Origin of the sequence: Streptomyces beihaiensis (genome assembly GCF_026274175.1) — a bacterium.
GTDB lineage: Bacteria > Actinomycetota > Actinomycetes > Streptomycetales > Streptomycetaceae > Streptomyces > Streptomyces beihaiensis.
In genome coordinates this window covers 1-19889 of sequence record NZ_JAPHNL010000302.1, presented here as the reverse complement: position 1 = coordinate 19889, position 19889 = coordinate 1, and the positions used below count along the sequence as shown (strand labels likewise).

The following is a 19889-nucleotide window of genomic DNA, read 5'->3' as shown; positions in this document are numbered from 1 at the left end:
TTGCACGTCCGCCGGAGGAAGACTGATGACGCAGTACCGTCAGGTGCCCGCCCAGGTCGACCTGCCCGCCCTCGAGCACGCGGTGCTCGACTTCTGGCGCGAGCAGAAGATCTTCGCCAAGACCCTGGAGCAGTCCGAGGGCCGCCCCGAGTGGGTCTTCTACGAGGGCCCGCCCACGGCCAACGGCATGCCGGGCGCCCACCACATCGAGGCCCGCGTCTTCAAGGACGTCTTCCCCCGGTTCCGCACCATGCGCGGCTACCACGTGGGCCGCAAGGCGGGCTGGGACTGCCACGGCCTCCCGGTGGAGCTGGCGGTCGAGAAGGAGCTCGGCTTCGACGGCAAGAAGGACATCGAGGCATACGGCATCGCCGAGTTCAACGCCAAGTGCCGCGAGTCGGTGACCCGGCACACGGACGCGTTCGCCGAGCTGACGACCCGCATGGGCTACTGGGTCGACCTCGACGACGCGTACCGGACGATGGACCCCGAGTACGTCGAGTCCGTCTGGTGGTCGCTCAAGGAGATCTTCAACAAGGGGCTGCTCGTCCAGGACCACCGCGTGGCGCCCTGGTGCCCGCGCTGCGGCACCGGCCTGTCCGACCACGAGCTGGCGCAGGGCTACGAGACCGTGGTCGACCCGTCCGTCTACGTGCGCTTCCCCGTCACCTCCGGTCCGCTGGCGGGCCGGGCGGCGCTCCTGGTGTGGACGACGACCCCGTGGACCCTCGTCTCCAACACCGCCGTCGCCGCGCACCCGGACGTCCGGTACGTCGTCGCCACCGACGGCACCGAGAATCTCGTCGTCGCGGAACCGCTCGTCGGCAAGGCGCTCGGCGAGGGCTGGGAGACGACCGGCGAGTCCTTCACCGGCGCCGAGATGGAGCGCTGGACCTACCAGCGCCCGTTCGAGCTGGTCGAGTTCCCCGACCAGGCGCACTACGTCGTGAACGCCGAGTACGTCACGACGGAGGACGGCACCGGCCTCGTCCACCAGTCCCCCGCCTTCGGTGAGGACGACCTCAAGGTCTGCCGCGCGTACGGCCTGCCCGTCGTCAACCCGGTGCGCCCCGACGGCACGTTCGCCGAGGACGTCCCCATGGTCGGCGGCGTCTTCTTCAAGAAGGCCGACGAGGCGCTCACCGCCGACCTGGACGCGCGCGGACTGCTGCTGCGCCACGTCCCGTACGAGCACAGCTACCCGCACTGCTGGCGCTGCCACACCGCGCTGCTGTACTACGCGCAGCCGTCCTGGTACATCCGTACGACGGCGGTCAAGGACCGGCTCCTTGAGGAGAACGAGAAGACCAACTGGTTCCCCGACACGGTCAAGCACGGCCGGTTCGGCGACTGGCTGAGCAACAACATCGACTGGGCGCTGTCCCGCAACCGCTACTGGGGCACCCCGCTGCCGATCTGGCGCTGTGACGAGGGCCACCTCACCTGCGTCGGCTCCCGCGCGGAGCTCACCGAACTGACCGGCACCGACCAGTCGTCGCTCGACCCGCACCGCCCGTTCGTCGACGACGTCACCTTCCCCTGCGCCCACGAGGGCTGCGGGCAGACGGCCACGCGCGTGCCCGAGGTCATCGACGCCTGGTACGACTCGGGCTCGATGCCGTTCGCGCAGTGGGGCTACCCGTACAAGAACAAGGAACTGTTCGAGAGCCGGTACCCGGCGCAGTTCATCTCCGAGGCGATCGACCAGACCCGCGGCTGGTTCTACACGCTGATGGCCGTCGGCACGCTCGTCTTCGACAAGTCGTCGTACGAGAACGTGGTCTGCCTGGGCCACATCCTCGCCGAGGACGGCCGCAAGATGTCCAAGCACCTGGGCAACATCCTGCAGCCGATCCCGCTGATGGACCAGCACGGCGCCGACGCCGTGCGCTGGTTCATGGCGGCCGGCGGTTCCCCGTGGGCGGCCCGCCGTGTCGGCCACAACACCATCCAGGAGGTCGTCCGCAAGACGCTCCTGACGTACTGGAACACGGTCGCCTTCCAGGCTCTGTACGCGCGCACCTCCGGGTGGGCGCCGAGCGAGGCGGACCCCGCCCCGGCCGACCGGAGCGTGCTCGACCGCTGGCTCCTGTCCGAGCTGCACCAGCTGACGTCCGACGTCACCGAGGCGCTCGACGCGTACGACACGCAGCGTGCGGGCAAGCTGCTCTCCGCCTTCGTCGACGACCTGTCCAACTGGTACGTGCGCCGCTCGCGCCGCCGGTTCTGGCAGGGCGACAAGGCGGCGCTGCGCACGCTGCACGATGTCGTGGTGACCGTCACACAGCTGATGGCCCCCCTCACGCCGTTCATCACCGAGCGGGTCTGGCAGGACCTCGTGGTGCCGGTCACCCCGGGCGCGCCGGAGTCGGTGCACCTGTCGTCGTGGCCCGAGGCGGACCGCGCGGCGATCGACTCGGGGCTGTCTGCGCAGATGGCGCTGGTGCGCCGGCTCGTCGAGCTCGGCCGTGCCACGCGCGCGGAGTCGGGCGTCAAGACGCGTCAGCCGCTGTCGCGCGCGCTGGTCGCGGCGACCGGGTTCGAGGCGCTCTCGCCGGAGTTGCGCGCGCAGATCACCGAGGAGCTGAACGTCTCGTCGCTGGCCTCGCTGTCCGAGGTGGGCGGATCGCTCGTCGACACGACGGCCAAGGCGAACTTCCGGGCGCTCGGCAAGCGGTTCGGCAAGCGTGTCCAGGACGTGGCCAAGGCGGTCGCCGCCGCGGACGCGGCCGCGCTCTCCCTGGCGCTGCGCGAGGGCACGGCCTCGGTGGAGCTCGACGGTGAGACCGTCAGCCTCGCCCCCGACGAGGTGTTCATCACGGAGACCCCGCGCGAGGGCTGGTCGGTGGCCTCGGAGTCCGGCGCCACGGTCGCCCTCGACCTGGAGCTCACCGAGGAGCTGCGGCAGGCCGGACTGGCCCGTGACGCGATCCGCCTGATCCAGGAGGCCCGCAAGAACAGCGGCCTGGACGTCGCGGACCGTATCGCGCTGCGCTGGACGTCGACGGACCCGGCGGTGATCTCGGCGCTGTCCGAGCACGCGGGCCTGATCTCCGACGAGGTGCTCGCCACGGACTTCGGTCAGGGCGAGGCGGACGGCTCGTACGGCGAGACGTTCACGGACGAGGGGCTGAGCCTGACGTTCCGGCTGCGCAAGGCGTAGCCGCACTCCGCGCCGCACCCGAAGGGCCGGGCCGCCGAAGAAAATTCGGCGGCCCGGCCCTTCGGTGTGGTGTGCCCGCGCACGCGTGAGCGGGTCCACGTACCCGTGCGCGAATCCCCCGGTCGAGGGCGCACGGCAGGTGCGCGAAAAGGCCCTGGCCCGGATCGCAGAAACGATCCGGGCCAGGGCCTGAATGAACGCCGACGCCTGCCTCGCAGACGCTGGGCCGAGCGCCTAGTTGTCGTCCTCGTCGATGAGGAAGCCGCGCATCGGCGACGGAGCCTGCTGCATCGGCTGCTGGCCCTGGGGCCGCACCGGCGCCATCGGCTGCGTCATCGCGGGGGTCATCTGCTGCTGGCCACCGAACGACGGGGCGCCGTTACCGGCGGGACCCGGCTGGTTGCCGCCCATGGTCTGGTTGCCGCCGTAGGACGGGGCACCCGCACCGGCCGGGGCCATCGAGGGCGCCGGGGACGGCGGCAGCGACGCGGTCGCGGGGGTCCGCGGCGGAGCCAGCGAGTCGTCGGACTGGGTCTCCAGCTGGCGCAGCTGCGACTCCAGGTACGACTTCAGACGCGTGCGGTACTCGCGCTCGAAGCCGCGCAGGTCCTCGACCTTGCGCTCCAGCGTGGCGCGGGCGGACTCCAGGGAGCCCATCGCGACGCGGTGCTTCTCCTGCGCGTCCCGCTCCAGGGCGTCGGCCTTGGCACGGGCGTCACGCTCCAGACCCTCGGCACGGCTGCGCGCCTCGCCGACGATCTTGTTGGCCTCGGAACGGGCCTCGGCGATCGCCTGGTCGGCGGTCTGCTGGGCCAGCGACAGAACGCGCGCGGCGCTGTCGCCACCGGGGCCGCCCTGACCGGGCTGGGGCAGCTGCGGGCCGCCGGGGCCCATCGGGCCACCCATCGGACCGCCCATCGGACCGCCCTGGCCCATCGGGCCCGGACCCTGCGGGCCGCCGGGACCCTGCGGGCCACCCGGACCGGCCGGAAGCTGCGGGGCACCGCTCGGCAGCTGCGGCGGACCGCCCATGGGGCCGCCCATCTGCTGCGGCGGGCCCGATATGCCGGCGGGCACCGGGGCGCCCGGACCGCGCATGCCCTGCGGGGGCTGGTGCTGCTGCTGGTCCTGCGGGCCGTCGGGGCCGTGGCCCTGCGGACCGGGGCCCTGCGGACCACCGGGACCCTTGCGCATGCCGGGACCGCCCGGGCCGCCCTGCTGCTGGTTCTGGGCGGCGGCGCGGGTCGCGGCGGCGAGCTTGGCCCTCAGGTCCTCGTTCTCACGGAGCAGGCGGGTCAGTTCGGCCTCGACCTCGTCGAGGAAGGCATCGACCTCGTCCTCGTCATAGCCTTCTCGGAGGCGGACGGTCGTGAACTGCTTGTTCCGCACGTCCTCGGGGGTCAGCGGCATCTCTTCACCTCAACGTTGTCGTCGGCATTCGGCAAGACGGTAGTTGACATCGCGCTCACAGCCGGCTCACGACGGAGATCAGGATGTAGACGATGATCATGAGTACGAAGAAGGACAGGTCGAGCGCCACGCCCCCGAGACGCAGCGGCGGAATGAACCGCCGCAGAAGCTTCAACGGTGGATCGGTGACAGTGTAGGTGGCCTCCAGAATGACCACCATCGCCTTGCCGGGTTGCCACGAGCGGGCGAACTGGAAGACGTAGTCCATGACCAACCGGAAGATCAGCACGATGAGGAAACACATCAGCGCGATGTAGACCACATCCAAAACCACGCCCATGTCGGTGGTTCCCTCTCCCCTGTTTCCCGTGCCGGTGACCGGTTGTCGCCGGTCGTCGAACTACTGCTTCGTCTCAGCTCTGGTTGAAGAACCCACCCTCTGCGATGCGGGCCTTGTCCTCCGCCGTGACATCGACGTTAGCAGGCGACAACAGGAACACCTTCTGAGTCACCCGCTCGATGCTCCCGTGCAGACCGAACACGAGACCGGCCGCAAAGTCGACAAGTCGCTTCGCGTCGGTGTCGTCCATCTCCGTCAGATTCATGATCACCGGAGTGCCCTCGCGGAAGTGTTCCCCGATGGTACGGGCCTCGTTGTAGGTCCGCGGGTGCAGTGTGGTGATGCGGTACGGCTCCCGCTCGGACACGACCTTGGGCATGATCACCGGTGCGTTCTTCTCCAGGTTCTGACGTTCAGGTGTGATGGATGCCACGGGGGCGATTCGCGCCGGACGTCCCGATTCAGCGGGGAGCGAAGCGGCCGGACGGACCGGCTCACGCTGCACCGGCGGCTGCACCACTCGTACCGATTCCTCCACATCTGCCGCGTGGGGGTCGTGTGACTGATGCGACGGTTCGTGCCGTCGTCGGTCCCGCTCGGGCTCCGGGTCGAGCTCGGGTTCGAAGTCGTCGTCGGGGTCGAAGCCCCGGCCGTCGTACCCATCGTCCTCCACGAGGCCGAGGTAGACCGCCATCTTGCGCATCGCGCCGGCCATGCTCTGAGTCCTCCGCTCTGTGGTGGATCGGCTGACGCCACCCTGTGCCCGCGATCCACGTGATCTCCCCGCCCATCAGCGAGAATGACCATATTTTCTGCTGTGGTCCGACTTCTTGGCGACGTTACCCGAGCCCGGGGCGGACTCCGAGGACCGCCGTACCGACGCGCACATGTGTCGCTCCGGCCGCAACGGCCTGCTCGAGGTCCGAACTCATCCCTGCCGAGACCATGTTCGCAGCCGGATGAGCCACGCGCAGGTGAGTCGACAAATCCATGAGCCGCTCGAACGCCGCCTGTTGCCGCCCCGCGTAGGTCCCGGTGAGCGGCGCGACGGTCATCAGTCCGTCGAGCCGCAGCCCCGGCGCCTCGGCCACGAGGCCGGCCAACTCCTCCACTCCCCCGGGGCCGACGCCACCGCGATCCCCTCTCCCGGCGCCTTCCTCGACGTCCGCGTCGAAGGCGACCTGGATCAGGCAGCCGAGCTCACGCTCCGCGCGCACGGCCTCCTTGGACAGTGCCGTGACGAGCCGGGCCCGGTCGACGGACTGCACCACGTCGGCATAACCGACCACGGAACGCACCTTGTTGGTCTGCAACTGGCCGACGAAATGCCATGTAAGGGGCAGATCCGAGCACGCGGCCGCCTTGGGCGCCGCGTCCTGGTCCCGGTTCTCCGCCACGTGCCGCACCCCGAGCCCGGACAGGATGCGTACGTCACTGGCGGGGTAGGTCTTCGTGACCACGATCAGCGTCACGTCGCCGCGCTTGCGGCCGGCCGCCGCACAGGCGGCGCTGATACGTTCCTCCACCGCGGCCAGGTTCGCCGCGATCTCCTGCTCGCGCCCCTGAAGGTCCTGAGCTTGCGTCATGTCCTATCAGTCCAGCCAGACATAGCCCGCGAGCCGGCCGGTGACCTTGTCGCGGCGGTACGAGAAGTGGTCGTGCGATTCGAGCGTGCACACCGGCGACCGCTCCCGGTCGCGCACGCCGAGTCGGTCGAGTTGCGCGTGCACACCGGCGGTCACGTCGACGGCCGGTGTGCCCCAGCTGGTCTCGGCGTACGCGGCCGGTTCCACCGCGGCGACCTCGGACCGCATCTGATCGGGCACTTCGTAGCAGCGCCCGCAGACGGCCGGTCCGGTGCGGGCCACGATCCGGTCCGGGCGGGCGCCGAGTCCGGTCATCGCCTGGACGACGGCCGGGACGACCCCGGCGACGAGGCCCGGCCGCCCCGCGTGTGCGGCGGCAACGACTCCGGCGACCGGGTCGGCCAGCAGCACCGGGGTGCAGTCGGCGGTGAGGACGGCGAGCGCGAGTCCGCGGCGCGCCGTGACGACGGCGTCGATCCTCGGGATGTCGGCGTCGTCGGCCCAGGGCCCGTCGACCACGGCGACGTCGGCGCCGTGAACCTGGTTCATCCAGACCACCAGGGCCGGGTCGATGCCGAGTTCCTCGGCGGCGAGCCGCCGGTTGCGGCGTACGGCGTCGGGGTCGTCGCCGACCGCTCCACCGAGGTTGAGCTCCTCGTACGGAGCGGCGCTCACCCCTCCCCACCGGTCGGTGAAGGCGAAGTGCGCGCCGCTCACTGTGCTCGTCTCCGAGCGCTGCCCTATCACTGTGATGATGTTCCCGTCGGGTCCAGGAACGTCACTTCAGGAAGTCCGGGACGTCGAGCTCCTCGGCCTGGCTGTCCGGGTAGGGACGGGCCGGGGGAACCTGCGGCGGCGCGGCCGGGACCGCGGGGGTGTCGTTCGCCGGGGCGGTCTCGACCGGTTCCGGGGTCACGGCGTCCTCGCGCGGCGTGACGCTGCCGAGGCTGCCGAAGGCCGGACGCGAGGACTCGGAGCCGGCCGGGGTCGCACGGACCGGCGTCGGTGCCTCGTCCCGCTTGGCCGTGGACGAGCCGAGGACGTTGTCCCGCTTGGCCGGGGGCTGTCCGCCGTCGAACCCGGCGGCGATGACGGTGACCCGTACCTCGTCACCGAGCGCGTCGTCGATGACGGCGCCGAAGATGATGTTGGCCTCGGGGTGCGCGGCCTCGCTGACGAGCTGCGCCGCCTCGTTGATCTCGAACAGGCCGAGGTCCGAGCCTCCGGAGATGGAGAGCAGCACGCCGCGGGCGCCGTCGATGGAGGCTTCCAGGAGCGGCGAGGAGATCGCCATCTCGGCCGCCGCCACGGCGCGGTCGTCGCCGCGGGCCGAGCCGATGCCCATGAGGGCGGAACCCGCCTCGGACATCACGGACTTGACGTCGGCGAAGTCGAGGTTGATGAGGCCCGGGGTGGTGATGAGGTCGGTGATGCCCTGGACACCGGAGAGCAGGACCTGGTCCGCCGACTTGAAGGCGTCGAGGACGGAGACCTGGCGGTCCGAGATGGACAGGAGCCGGTCGTTCGGGATGACGATGAGGGTGTCGACCTCTTCGCGGAGCTCGGCGATGCCGTCCTCCGCCTGGTTGGCCCGGCGCCGCCCCTCGAAGGTGAACGGCCGGGTGACCACACCGATCGTCAGGGCGCCGAGCGAGCGCGCGATGTTGGCCACGACGGGGGCCCCGCCGGTGCCGGTGCCGCCACCTTCACCGGCGGTGACGAAGACCATGTCGGCCCCCTTGAGGACCTCCTCGATCTCCTCGCGGTGGTCCTCGGCCGCCTTGCGTCCGACTGCCGGATTGGCTCCGGCGCCGAGTCCGCGGGTGAGTTCACGGCCGACGTCGAGCTTGACGTCCGCGTCGCTCATCAACAGGGCTTGCGCGTCGGTGTTGATGGCGATGAACTCGACGCCCTTGAGACCGACCTCGATCATCCGGTTGATGGCATTGACACCACCGCCGCCGACACCGATGACTTTGATGACTGCGAGGTAGTTCTGCGGTGCTGCCACGTCGAAGGCCTCTCGCCTCGAGTTACGTGTCGCCGCTTCGCGTGCCACGGAGCGACGACTGATGCCGAATTGGGACGGTCCGGACTACTGACTGACCAACCAGTTGACCAACCAGTCGACTGCCGACCCGAACCCTAACGCTGAAGTTTAGGGTTACCAGTGTCTGTGTTTCCTGGACTCTTCCGAACCTGACACTAAGTCGACAAGTGGCGCCCGTTCAACGAACACGCCGAACCTCCCGTTTTTCTTTTCACCCTATGTGATCGGCCGTACCGCCCACCAACCAGGGTGCTGGCCTGCGCGGATGTGCGTCAACTCGCTGATGACGCGGGGGCGGTGGGAACGCTCACGTCGAAGTGGTGCGCCTTCGGGGCGGCTTTCATGAGGGCGGTCAGGGCGATCGCCTTCCGCTCGCTCTTCTCGGAACTTCCCCAATCGACGGTCCGGCCGCCGGTCAGCTCCAGCGAGATGTCGTCGTAGGAACGGACCTTGACGCTCCGGGTGTCGCGCGCGACCGCCTTCGGCAGCCGCCCCGCGATGCGGACGGCCTCGCGGACGAGGCGGTCGGGCCCGAACCGCCGCAGGCTCGCCGCGGCGCCGCTGCGATCCGGCGCCAATTCGAGCCGGGGGACCCCGGCCGGCGCCTTACCGACTGTCGCGAAACGCACACCCTTGGCGTCCACTTCGACGAACTTGCCCGCATTTTCGGTGGAATCGGCAATCAGGACGGGCTTACGTTCCGTCACTTTCAGCCCGATTCCATGCGGCCAGGAACGCACCACGTCAACCGAGTCGATTCGGGGCAATTTCCGGCGCAACCGGTCCTCAATAGCACCCGTGTCGACGGAAATCAGTGGCGCGCCGACGGGCACGTCCGCGGCCTCGCGCACCTGACCGGGGGTCAGCACCTGGGTCCCGGACGTCCTGACCCGCTCCACGCGCAGCCACGGCGACCCGTACAGGAGCCAGATGCCGCCCGCCCCGAGCAGGACGAGCAGCACCCCGGTCACGACGAGGGTGCGCACGCCGGGCATGCGCACCCTGCGAGGGGAGGGGGGAGGCCCGGACGTTCCGGACGCCCCGGACGTTCCTCGTTCACCGCGGTCCGCGGTGGTGGCTGCGCCCACTCTCCCCTGCCTTCACATCCGTGTGTCCGCTAACGACGCGAGTTGATCGCCTCGTACACCATCCCGACGAGCAGGTCGTCGGCGTCCCTGCGGCCGAACTCGGAGGCCGCGCGGGACATCTCGTACAGGCGGTGCGGGTCGGCGAGCACGGGCAGGACGTTGCCCTGGACCCACTCGGGGGTCAGCTCCGCGTCGTCGACCAGCAGTCCGCCGCCGGCCTTGACCACCGGCTGGGCGTTGAGCCGCTGTTCGCCGTTGCCGATGGGCAGCGGGACGTACGCGGCCGGGAGCCCGACGGCGGAGAGTTCGGCGACGGTCATCGCGCCCGCGCGGCAGAGCATCATGTCGGCCGCCGCGTACGCGAGGTCCATCCGGTCCACGTACGGTACCGGGATGTAGGGGGGCATACCCGGCATCTGCTGGACCTGCGGCAGTTCGTTCTTGGGGCCGACCACGTGCAGGATCTGGATGCCGGACTGCTGGAGGACCGGCGCGACGCGCTGCACGACCTCGTTGAGGCGGCGCGCGCCCTGGGAGCCGCCGGAGACGAGCAGCGTCGGCAGGTTCGGGTCGAGCCCGAAGGCAGCACGCGCCTCGGGCCGCACACGCGCGCGGTCGAGCAGGGCGATGGTGCGGCGCAGCGGGATGCCGATGTAGCGCGAGCCGCGCAGCTTGCTGTCGGGTGTGGAGACGGCGACCTGGGCCGCGTACCGTGAGCCGATCTTGTTGGCCAGGCCGGGCCGCGCGTTGGCCTCGTGCACCACGATCGGTACGCCGAGCCGCTTGGCGGCCAGGTAGCCGGGCAGCGCCACGTATCCGCCGAAGCCGACCACGGCGTCCGCCTTGGTGCGCTCCAGGATCTGCTCGGCGGCCTTGATGGTGCCGCGCAGCCGACCCGGCACGGTGATCAGTTCAGGCGTGGGTTTGCGCGGCAGCGGCACGGCGGGGATCAGCGCGAGGTCGTAGCCGCGCTCGGGTACGAGACGGGTCTCCAGACCGCGCTCCGTGCCGAGCGCCGTGATCCCCACGGTCGGGTCCTGCCTGCGCAGGGCGTCCGCGAGGGCGAGCGCCGGCTCGATGTGGCCGGCGGTCCCCCCACCGGCGAGTACGACATGCACCGAAATTCACCGCTCTCCGGACGTACGCGATCGAACGCGCCGTCGCATCGTGTTCCATCTCATCCCGCGCTCCCCCGCCCCTTTGGAGCCGCTGCGCCGCATCGCGAGGGCCGCGCGTGCCGCCGGTTCGTCGCGCGCGAACGCGAGCAGCAACCCGACGGCGAACATGGTCGGCAGCAGGGCGGACCCCCCGTACGAGAACAGCGGGAGCGGGACACCGGCGATCGGCAGCAGGCCGAGCACCGCACCGATGTTGACCACGGCCTGCGCCGTGATCCACGTCGTCACGCCTCCCGCGGCGAATCTCACGAAGGGGTCCTCCGTGCGTCCGGCCACGCGGATACCCGCATAGCCTAGAGCCGCGAACAGGGCGAGCACCGACAGCGTCCCCGCGAGGCCCAGTTCCTCACCGGTGACGGCGAAGATGAAGTCGGTGTGCGCTTCGGGAAGTTGACCCCATTTTTCCACACTCGCCCCGAGTCCGGAACCGAAGAGTCCGCCGGAGGCGAGGGCGTAGATGCCGTGCAGGCCCTGCCAGCAGATGTCGCCGGGCCCCGCGGTCGAGCTGCCCACACAGGAGAGGCGGGCCATGCGGTTGGGGCTGGTCTCGATGAGCATCAGGCCGATCGCCGCCGCCACGCCGAGCACGGAGACGAAGAGCCGGGTGGGCGCGCCCGCCAGCCACAGCAGGCCGAAGAGGATCGCGGTGAGCAGGATCGCGGTGCCCATGTCACCGCCGAGCATGATCAGGCCGAGCAGCAGGAAGGCCATCGGGACCAGCGGCACCAGCATGTGCTTCCACTGTGTGAGCAGCCGCTTGTCGTGCTTGCGGGCGAGCAGGTCGGCGCCCCACAGCACAAGGGCCAGCTTCCCGAACTCGCTGGGCTGCAGCATGAACGGGCCGCCCAGCGAGATCCAGTTCTGGTTGCCGTTGATCGACACTCCTATCCCCGGCACCTGCACGAGGACCATGAAGAAGACGCTGACGGCGAGCATCGGGTAGGCGAGCGCTCGGTGGAGCTTGACCGGCATCCGCATCGCGACGAGCAGCAGGACGCTGCCGATCACCGCGGCGAGGAACTGCTTGCGGAAGAAGTACGAGCCCGGGAGCCCCATCTGCAGCGCGGTGATCATCGAGGCCGAGTAGACCATCACCAGGCCGAGGACCGTGATCAGCGATCCGGCCCCGAGGATCAGGTAGTACGCGGTCAACGGCCGGTCCCAGGCGCGCCGCGCCCGGGTGCAGAGGCGGCGTACGGGGGTGACGCGGGCCCGGTAGACGCGTCCCGGCCCGCGCGCGGGGCGCGGCACCGAGGGCCGCCTTGTGGTGCGGGCGCCGCTACCGGGCATGGCCGCTCCCCGACGGTGCGCCGTACGCGTACGGCTCTGTCTGCTGCGCTGCCACGTCCCCTCCCGAGGGTGCCCGGCGTCGGCCGGGCACCGAAGGTCCCGTCAGACGCTCGTGGCGCCGAGTTCGCGGACCGCTTCCGCGAACGCCTCGCCACGCTTGTTGTAGTTGGTGAACATGTCCATCGACGCGCAGGCCGGGGCCATCAGAACGGTGTCCCCGGGGCGGGCGAGCCGCGCCGCCTCCCGTACCGCCGCCGACATCGCCCCAGTGTCGGTCCGGTCGAGGTCGACGACCGGGACTTCCGGGGCGTGTCGCTCAAGGGCTTCGCGGATCAGCGCGCGGTCCGCGCCGATCAGGACGACACCGCGCAGCCGCCGCGCCGCACCCGCGACCAGCTCGTCGAAGGTGGCGCCCTTGGCGAGCCCGCCCGCGACCCACACGATCGACTCGTACGCGGCCAACGACGCCTGGGCGGCGTGGGTGTTGGTGGCCTTGGAGTCGTCGACGTAGGCGACCTGGTCCACGTCGGCGACGTGCGCGATGCGGTGGGCGTCGGGAGTGAAGGCGCGCAGCCCGTCGCGTACGGCGGCCGGTTCGACGCCGAAGGCACGCGCGAGGGCGGCCGCGGCGAGGGCGTTGGCGATGTTGTGCGGGGCGGACGGAGTGACGTCACCGACCTCGGCGAGCTCCTGGGCGTTCTTGTGCCGGTTCTCGACGAAGGCGCGGTCGACCAGGATGCCCTCGACGACGCCGAGTTCGGAGGGGCCGGGCGTGCCGAGGGTGAAGCCGATGGCGCGGCAGCCCTCCTCGACGTCCGCCCCGCGCACCAGGTCCTCGGTGGCCTTGTCCGCGCAGTTGTAGACGCAGGCGACCTGGTTGCCCTCGTAGATGCGGCCCTTGTCGGCCGCGTAGGCCTCCATGGAGCCGTGCCAGTCGAGGTGGTCGGGCGCCAGGTTGAGCACGGCGCCGGAGTGGGCGCGCAGGGACGGCGCCCAGTGCAGCTGGTACGAGGAGAGCTCGACGGCGAACACGTCGTAGGCGTCGTCGCCTTCGAGCACCACGTCGATGATGGGCGTGCCGATGTTGCCGACGGCGGCGGTGCGCAGGCCCGCCGCGCGCAGGATCGACGCGAGCATCTGGGTGGTGGTGGTCTTGCCGTTGGTGCCGGTGATCGCCAGCCAGGGAGCGGCGCCGGGGCCGCGCAGCCGCCAGGCGATCTCCACGTCGCCGACGACGTCCACGCCACGCGCGCGTGCCGCCTCGAACAGGGGGCTCGACGGCTTCCAGCCCGGCGAGGTGACGACGAGCTCGGTGGACTCCGGGAGGGTTTCCGCGTCCCCGAGGCGTACGGAGATGCCCTCCTCCTCGAGGAGGGCCGCCTTGTCGCGGTGGGCGGGGCTCTCGCCGCCGTCCACGACGGTCACGGACGCGCCGAGGCCGGCCAGGGCGCGGGCGGCGCTGAGGCCGCTCACGCCGAGACCGGCGACGGTGATGCCCATCCCCTGCCAGGAGTCCTGAGGCGATGTCACTTCTTGGCTGCCCATCCTGCGTAGAAGAGGCCGAGTCCGACGATCACGCACATGCCCTGGATGATCCAGAAGCGGACCACGACAAGGACCTCGGACCACCCCTTGAGTTCGAAGTGGTGCTGCAAGGGCGCCATGCGGAAGACGCGCTTGCCGGTCATCCGGAAGGAGCCGACCTGGATGACGACCGACATGGTGATGAGGACGAACAGGCCGCCGAGCAGCGCGAGAAGCAGCTCGGTGCGCGAGCAGATCGCCAGGCCCGCGAGGGCGCCGCCGAGTGCCAGTGAGCCGGTGTCGCCCATGAAGATCTTGGCGGGCGAGGTGTTCCACCACAGGAAGCCGAAGCAGGCGCCCATCAACGCCGATGCGACGACCGCCAGATCGAGTGGGTCTCTGACTTCGAAGCACGCCGCCGGGTTGGTGAGGGTCTGCACGTTGGCGCAGGACTCCTGGAACTGCCAGACGCCGATGAACGTGTACGCGCCGAAGACCATCACGGAGGCGCCGGTGGCGAGGCCGTCGAGGCCGTCGGTGAGGTTCACGCCGTTCGACATCGCGAGGATCATGAACAGCGCCCACACGACGAAGAGCACCGGGCCGATGGTCCAGCCGAAGTCCTCGACGAAGGAGAGCTTGGTGGAGGCCGGGGTGTTGCCGCGGGCGTCGGCGAAGTTGATGGCGAGCAGCGCGAAGGCGATGCCGACGATCAGCTGTCCGGCCATCTTCGCCTTGGCCCGCAGGCCGAGCGAGCGCCGCTTGACGATCTTGATGTAGTCGTCGAGGAAGCCGACCAGCCCCATGCCCGCCATCAGGCCGAGCACGAGCAGGCCCGACAGGGTGGGCGCGGCGCCGGTGATGAGCTTGCTGAGGAAGTAGGCGATGAGCGTCGCCAGGATGAAGGCGATACCACCCATGGTGGGTGTGCCGCGCTTGCTGGCGTGCTCGCGCGGGCCGTCGTCGCGGATGTACTGGCCGTACCCCTTGCGGGCGAGGAGCTTGATCAGCAGCGGCGTTCCGGCCAGGGTCAGAAAGAGACCGATGACGCCCGCGAAGAGGATCTGCTTCATCATCGGGCATCAGCCCCGGCGTCGATGCCGCCCTCGAGCAGCGCCTGTGCCACGCTCTCCAGGCCGACCGACCTGGAGGCCTTCACGAGCACGACGTCGCCCGGGCGCAGCTCGCTGCGCAGCAGGTCGATCGCCGCCTGTGCGTCGGACACGTGCACCGACTCCTCACCCCACGAACCCTCGTTGTAGGCGCCCAGTCGCAGCCAGGACGCTTCCCTGCCCCCGACCGCCACGAGCTTGCTGACGTTGAGCCGGACAGCGAGCCGTCCGACCGCGTCGTGCTCGGCCAGCGCCGTGTCGCCCAGCTCGGCCATCTGCCCGAGCACCGCCCACGTACGGCCCCCGTCGGCCCGCCGGGCCTGGCCCATTGCGACCAGGGCGCGGAGCGCCGCGCGCATGGACTCGGGGTTCGCGTTGTAGGCGTCGTTGACGATCGTGACGCCGTCCGGACGCTCGGTGACCTCCATCCGCCAGCGGGACAGGGTGCCCGCCTCAGTGAGCGCCTGGGCGATCTCGGTGACGGACATGCCAAGGGCATGGGCGACGGCGGCCGCGGCGAGCGCGTTCGACACGTGGTGCTCACCGTACAGGCGCAAGGTCACGTCGCTGCACCCGGTGGGTGTGTGAAGGCTGAAGGCCGGCTGTCCGTTCTCCGTGAGCCGGACATTCGCGGCGCGCACCTCGGCGTTCTCGTCCTCGCCGAAGAACAGCACTCGCGCGCGTGTGCGGGAGGCCATGGCCCGTACGAGCGGGTCGTCGACGTTGAGGATCGCGACGCCGCCGTCCTCCGCCGCGGGCAGCGCCTCGACGAGTTCGCCCTTCGCCTCGGCGATCTGCTCGCGGCCGCCGAACTCGCCGATGTGGGCGGTTCCGACGTTGAGGACGACGCCGATCCTCGGCGGCGTCAGACCGGTCAGGTAGGCGATGTGTCCCTTGCCGCGGGCGCCCATCTCCAGGACGAGGAAACGGGTCTCGTCGGTGGCGGACAGGGCGGTCAGCGGCAGCCCGATCTCGTTGTTGAACGAACCGGGCGTGAAGACCGTGGGGGCCTTGTGCCGAAGCACCTGCGCGATCAGGTCCTTGGTGCTGGTCTTGCCCGCCGACCCGGTCAGCGCGACCAGTGTGGCGCCGAGCCGCTCGACCACGTGGCGGGCGAGTGCGCCGAGCGCGGCCTGTACGTCGTCGACGACGATGGCGGGCACGCCGACGGGGCGTGACGCCAGGACGGCGGCCGCGCCCTTGTCGACGACCTCGCGCGCGTAGTCGTGGCCGTCCACGCGCTCGCCCACGAACGCGGCGAACAGGCTGCCGGTCTCGACCTTGCGCGAGTCGATGACGACCGGCCCGGTGACCTGGACCTGCGGATCCGGTATGTCGTACGTCTGCCCGCCGACGGCTGAGGCGATCTCGGCGAGGGAGAGGGCGATCACAACTTCATCCCTGGGTTTTCTGGTTGTCCACAGTGGCTTCGATGGCTGCGCGGAGCACCAGGCGGTCGTCGAAGGGACGCACCACCCCGGCGATGTCCTGGCCCTGTTCGTGGCCCTTGCCCGCGACGAGCACCGTGTCGCCGGGCTCGGCGCGGGCCACGGCGGCGGCGATGGCGGCGGCCCGGTCCTCGAAGACCTGGACCTCGCCGCGCTCGTGGGACGGCACGTCGGCGGCGCCCATGAGCATGGTGGCGAGGATCGCGAGCGGGTCCTCGGAGCGCGGATTGTCGGAGGTGAGGATGGCCGTGTCGGCGTAGCGCGCGGCCGCGGCGCCCATCGGCATCCGTTTGGTCTTGTCCCGGTCGCCCCCGCAGCCGAGCACGATGTGCAGCTTGTTCTCGGTGACCTTGCGCAGCGCCCGCAGGACGGACTCCACGGCGTCGGTCTTGTGGGCGTAGTCGACGACGGCCAGGTACGGCTGACCCGCGTCGACGCGCTCCAGGCGGCCCGGCACGCCGGACACCGCGGCGACCCCGTCGGCCGCGGTCTGCGGGTCGATCCCGGCGACGGCGAGGGTGACGATCGCGGCAAGGGTGTTCGCGACGTTGAAGGGTCCGGCGATGGGCGCCTCGGCGGCGATCCGCTCGCCCTTGGGCCCGACCACGGTCAGTGTCGAGCCCAGGGCGCCGACCTCGACGTCCTCGGCGCGCCAGTCGGCGTCGGGGTGGCCCTCGGCGGAGAAGGTGACGACGGGGTAGTCGCGCTCGGCGCACTCGGCGACGAGCCGGCGCCCGTACTCGTCGTCGAAGTTCACGACGCCCTGTTTGCTGCGTTCGCGGGTGAACAGCTGCGCCTTGGCCTGGAAGTAGTCCTCCATGCCGGAGTGGAACTCCATGTGCTCCGGGCTGAGGTTGTTGAAGACGGCGACGTCGAAGACGCAGGCGTCGACCCGGCCGAGCACGAGGGCGTGGCTGGAGACCTCCATGGCGACGGCGTCGACGCCGCGCTCACGCATGACGGCGAACAGCGCCTGCAGGTCGGTGGCCTCGGGGGTGGTCCGCTCGGACTTGATGCGCTCGTCGCCGATGCGCATCTCGACGGTGCCGATGAGTCCGGTGTTCCGGACCGTCCTGAGGCCGCCCTCGACGAGGTACGCGGTGGTGGTCTTGCCGGAGGTGCCGGTGATGCCGATCTGGAGCAGGTCCCGGCCCGGGTGGCCGTAGATGGTGGCGGCCAGTTCACCCATCTGCGCGCGCGGGTTGTCCACGACGAGCGCCGCGAGCCCGGCATCGGTGACGCGCTGGGCACCCGCCGGGTCGGTGAGCGCGGCGACGGCGCCGAGGCTCGCGGCCTGCGCGGCGAAGTCCGCGCCGTGCACGCGGGCGCCGGGCAGCGCCGCGTACAGGTCACCGGGGCGCACCGCACGGGAGTCGTGGGTGATGCCGGTGACCGCGATGTCGCCGGACGCGGCCGGGGCGGCCTCGGGGGTGGTGACACCCAGTTGGGCGGCGAGGTCCGCGAGGGGTGTGGCGGAGACCTCGGCCGGTCGCGGCGGCCCGGGATATGTCACGGGTGCGCCCTTCTGGGTGGTTTGGGACTGATCAGCGTGTGGCACGGCGGTGAGCGTACCGGGCGCACCCCCCGGGGAGCGAAAAGAGGGGGGCCGACGCGCAGCTTCGCGCGAGGCCGGCGCGGGCCGGTTCCCTGGTTCCGGGGTGATCATGATCACGAGGAGGGTGGCCCGAAAGTGACGGGGATCCGCGGGGCCTTCGCGCCGGTGGGCGGCACCTGGAGCGTCTTCAGGGCGAACTCCATGACCTTCTTGTAGATGGGTCCGCAGATCCGGCCGCCGTAGTAGCTGCCCTTCTTGGCGTTCTGGATCGCGCAGTAGACGGTGACGCGGGGCTTGTCGGCGGGCGCGAAACCGGCGAACGACGAGGTGTAGCCCTTGTAGCGGCCGGTGGCCGGATCCACGCGGTTGGCGGTGCCGGTCTTGCCGGCGACACGGTAGCCGGGGATGCGTGCCCTGATGCCGGTGCCCTGCTCGTCGTCGACCACGGATTCGAGCATCTGCGCGATCGTCCTGGCGGTCCTGGCGCTGACGACGCGGTTCTCCTTGGGCTTGGGTGCCGGGGTGAACCGCCCGTCGGGGCCGGTGGAGCCGCGCACGAGGGTCGGCTCGACGCGTACGCCGTCGTTGGCGATGGTCGAGTACACGGAGGCGGCCTGGACGGCGTTGATCGAGAAGCCCTGGCCGAACGGGATGGTGTACTGCTGCGACGTCGACCACTTGCCGGGCTTGGCGAGGATGCCGGGTGTCGCGCCGGGGAAGCCGAGCCCGGTGGGCTTCCCGATGCCGAACTTGCGCAGGTACGAATAGAGGACCCGGTTGGCCTCCGGCTGGGTCCTGCCGAGCTGCCCGGTGGCCAGAATCGTGCCGATGTTGCTGGACTTGGCGAGTACGCCGTTGAGTGTGAGGTGCCAGGTCGGGTGGTCGACGTCGTCGGAGAAGAGCCGGTCGCCGCGGTGCAACCGGTTGGGCACGGTGACGTGGGTGGTCGGCGTCGCCACGTTCTCCTGCAGGACGGCGGCCATCGACATCACCTTGGCGGTGGAGCCGGGCTCGTACGCGTCCTGGACCGCCGGGTTGCCGAGGGTGGCCGGGTTCGCGTGCCTGAGGTCGTTCGGGTCGAAGCCCGGGGCGTTGGCCATGGCGAGGATCTCGCCGGTCCGCGAGTCCTGGACGACCACGTAGCCGCGGTCGGCGTCGGACTTCTTCACCTGGTCGGCGATGGCCTTCTGGGCAGCCCACTGGATGTCGCGGTCGATGGTGAGCTGGATGTCGGAGCCCGGCACGGCGGGCTGTTCGGTGCTGCCCGCCGTGGGCACCTGGCGGCCACCGGACTGGGCGTAGCGGATCTTGCCGTCCTTGCCCGCGAGCTCCTTGTTCAGCTGCTGCTCCAGGCCGCCGCCCCCCTTGCCCGCGGCGTCGACCCAGCCGAGCAGTCCGGCGGCGAGGTCGCCGTTCGGGTAGACGCGCTTGCTGCTGGGGTCGGCGAAGACGCCGGAGAGCACCCCCGCCTTGTGGCCCTGGGCCCGCGCCTGGTCGGCGAGCGTCTGCTTGAGGTCCTTGATCTGCTTCCAGACCTGCGGCTCCTTGCGCACCGCGAGCCGCACGTACCGGGTGTTCTTCGTACGCAGCTTCTTGGCGAGGGGCGCCGTGTCCTGTCCGAGGATCGGCGCGAGGAGCGCCGCGGCCTGCTCGGGCGCGTCCTTCACGCCGGTGGCCTTCTCGGTGAACATGGTCGGGTCGGCGGTGATGTCGTACGCGTCCACGCTCGTGGCCAGGGTGTTGCCCGCCCGGTCGGTGATCTGGCCGCGCTCGGCGGCGATGGTGTGACTGACGTACCGGTTCTGCTCGGCCCGCGCGGCGTACGCTCCGGCGTCGACGCCCTGGATCTGGAAGAGCCGTACGACGAACACGGTCATCACGAGCGTGAGCCCCAGGCTGACCATCCGCAGCCTCGGCCTGGGGCTGCCGAGCCGCAACGGCGTCGGCCGCTTCGGCGCGCGGGACCGGGGCCGTCGCGCGGCGGGCCGCGAGCCGGGCCCCGGGCGGCGGGCGGACGGGCGGCGGGCGGACGGGGACTGGCGCGCGGGTCCCGGCACACGGCGGCGCGGGGGCTCCCTGTCGGTCATGGCGTCACCTGGCGGAGTTCGAGGGCGCGGGAGGGGTCGTGGCCGGGGCGGCGGCGGA

15 protein-coding genes are annotated in these 19889 nt (G+C 70.7%); 1 reads left to right on the top strand and 14 read right to left on the bottom strand.

The genetic code is table 11. From position 1 onward, the window contains the following. The first annotated feature begins 25 nt into the window (after positions 1 to 25). Positions 26 to 3163, top strand: coding sequence for an isoleucine--tRNA ligase (ileS, locus tag OFY01_RS26365; RefSeq protein WP_266603965.1), 3138 nt, complete (start codon positions 26 to 28; stop codon positions 3161 to 3163). 234 nt (positions 3164 to 3397) lie between these two features. On the opposite strand, the gene OFY01_RS26360 is transcribed toward ileS, so the two are convergent. The 14 genes from OFY01_RS26360 to OFY01_RS26295 form a co-directional block, all read right to left on the bottom strand. Beyond that, positions 3398 to 4573, bottom strand: a complete 1176-nt coding sequence (locus OFY01_RS26360; protein WP_266603963.1) for a DivIVA domain-containing protein — start codon at positions 4571 to 4573, stop codon at positions 3398 to 3400. A gap of 55 nt (positions 4574 to 4628) precedes the next feature. Beyond that, a complete protein-coding gene (locus OFY01_RS26355; RefSeq protein WP_266603961.1) occupies positions 4629 to 4913 on the bottom strand; it encodes a YggT family protein in 285 nt (94 codons plus the stop codon). 73 nt (positions 4914 to 4986) lie between these two features. Continuing rightward, a complete protein-coding gene (locus OFY01_RS26350; protein ID WP_266603959.1) occupies positions 4987 to 5628 on the bottom strand; it encodes a cell division protein SepF in 642 nt (213 codons plus the stop codon). A 124-nt stretch (positions 5629 to 5752) separates the two neighbouring features. Continuing rightward, entirely contained in the window at positions 5753 to 6499 is a 747-nt protein-coding gene (locus OFY01_RS26345; protein ID WP_266603958.1) for a YggS family pyridoxal phosphate-dependent enzyme, read from the bottom strand. A gap of 6 nt (positions 6500 to 6505) precedes the next feature. Next, a complete protein-coding gene (pgeF, locus tag OFY01_RS26340) occupies positions 6506 to 7246 on the bottom strand; it encodes a peptidoglycan editing factor PgeF (RefSeq protein ID WP_266603956.1) in 741 nt (246 codons plus the stop codon). 31 nt (positions 7247 to 7277) lie between these two features. Beyond that, positions 7278 to 8510, bottom strand: a complete 1233-nt coding sequence (gene ftsZ, locus OFY01_RS26335) for a cell division protein FtsZ (RefSeq protein WP_266603954.1) — start codon at positions 8508 to 8510, stop codon at positions 7278 to 7280. A gap of 311 nt (positions 8511 to 8821) precedes the next feature. Continuing rightward, on the bottom strand, positions 8822 to 9637 hold the full coding sequence (locus OFY01_RS26330) for a cell division protein FtsQ/DivIB (protein WP_407700426.1): 816 nt from the start codon (positions 9635 to 9637) through the stop codon (positions 8822 to 8824). Between the two features lie 29 nt (positions 9638 to 9666). Beyond that, entirely contained in the window at positions 9667 to 10755 is a 1089-nt protein-coding gene (gene murG, locus OFY01_RS26325; protein ID WP_266603950.1) for an undecaprenyldiphospho-muramoylpentapeptide beta-N-acetylglucosaminyltransferase, read from the bottom strand. Positions 10756 to 10761: 6 nt separating this feature from the next. Then, positions 10762 to 12105, bottom strand: coding sequence for a putative lipid II flippase FtsW (gene ftsW / locus OFY01_RS26320; protein WP_266603948.1), 1344 nt, complete (start codon positions 12103 to 12105; stop codon positions 10762 to 10764). Between the two features lie 102 nt (positions 12106 to 12207). After that, positions 12208 to 13650, bottom strand: a complete 1443-nt coding sequence (gene murD / locus OFY01_RS26315) for a UDP-N-acetylmuramoyl-L-alanine--D-glutamate ligase (protein WP_266603946.1) — start codon at positions 13648 to 13650, stop codon at positions 12208 to 12210. Then, a complete protein-coding gene (gene mraY / locus OFY01_RS26310; RefSeq protein WP_266603944.1) occupies positions 13632 to 14705 on the bottom strand; it encodes a phospho-N-acetylmuramoyl-pentapeptide-transferase in 1074 nt (357 codons plus the stop codon). The genes murD and mraY overlap by 19 nt, the downstream gene beginning before the upstream one ends. Next, entirely contained in the window at positions 14702 to 16132 is a 1431-nt protein-coding gene (locus OFY01_RS26305) for a UDP-N-acetylmuramoyl-tripeptide--D-alanyl-D-alanine ligase (RefSeq protein WP_266603942.1), read from the bottom strand. Before OFY01_RS26305 ends, mraY begins: the two co-directional genes overlap by 4 nt. Positions 16133 to 16136: 4 nt before the next feature. After that, positions 16137 to 17861: a UDP-N-acetylmuramoyl-L-alanyl-D-glutamate--2,6-diaminopimelate ligase gene (locus tag OFY01_RS26300; RefSeq protein WP_266603940.1), complete on the bottom strand. Its 1725-nt coding sequence runs from the start codon at positions 17859 to 17861 to the stop codon at positions 16137 to 16139. Next, positions 17858 to 19831 (bottom strand): peptidoglycan D,D-transpeptidase FtsI family protein, encoded by a 1974-nt coding sequence (locus tag OFY01_RS26295; protein WP_266603938.1) that lies wholly within the window; start codon positions 19829 to 19831, stop codon positions 17858 to 17860. The genes OFY01_RS26300 and OFY01_RS26295 overlap by 4 nt, the downstream gene beginning before the upstream one ends. Positions 19832 to 19889 lie beyond the last annotated feature (58 nt).

Excerpts from the sequence above, each read along its gene's own strand:
- ileS (WP_266603965.1), top strand. The coding sequence starts at position 26 with ATGACGCAGTACCGTCAGGTGCCCGCCCAGGTCGACCTGCCCGCCCTC.
- OFY01_RS26360 (WP_266603963.1), bottom strand. The coding sequence starts at position 4,573 with ATGCCGCTGACCCCCGAGGACGTGCGGAACAAGCAGTTCACGACCGTC.
- ftsW (WP_266603948.1), bottom strand. The coding sequence starts at position 12,105 with ATGCCCGGTAGCGGCGCCCGCACCACAAGGCGGCCCTCGGTGCCGCGC.
- murD (WP_266603946.1), bottom strand. The coding sequence starts at position 13,650 with ATGGGCAGCCAAGAAGTGACATCGCCTCAGGACTCCTGGCAGGGGATG.
- mraY (WP_266603944.1), bottom strand. The coding sequence starts at position 14,705 with ATGATGAAGCAGATCCTCTTCGCGGGCGTCATCGGTCTCTTTCTGACC.
- OFY01_RS26295 (WP_266603938.1), bottom strand. The coding sequence starts at position 19,831 with ATGACCGACAGGGAGCCCCCGCGCCGCCGTGTGCCGGGACCCGCGCGC.
- OFY01_RS26350 (WP_266603959.1), bottom strand. The coding sequence starts at position 5,628 with ATGGCCGGCGCGATGCGCAAGATGGCGGTCTACCTCGGCCTCGTGGAG.
- OFY01_RS26355 (WP_266603961.1), bottom strand. The coding sequence starts at position 4,913 with ATGGGCGTGGTTTTGGATGTGGTCTACATCGCGCTGATGTGTTTCCTC.
- OFY01_RS26345 (WP_266603958.1), bottom strand. The coding sequence starts at position 6,499 with ATGACGCAAGCTCAGGACCTTCAGGGGCGCGAGCAGGAGATCGCGGCG.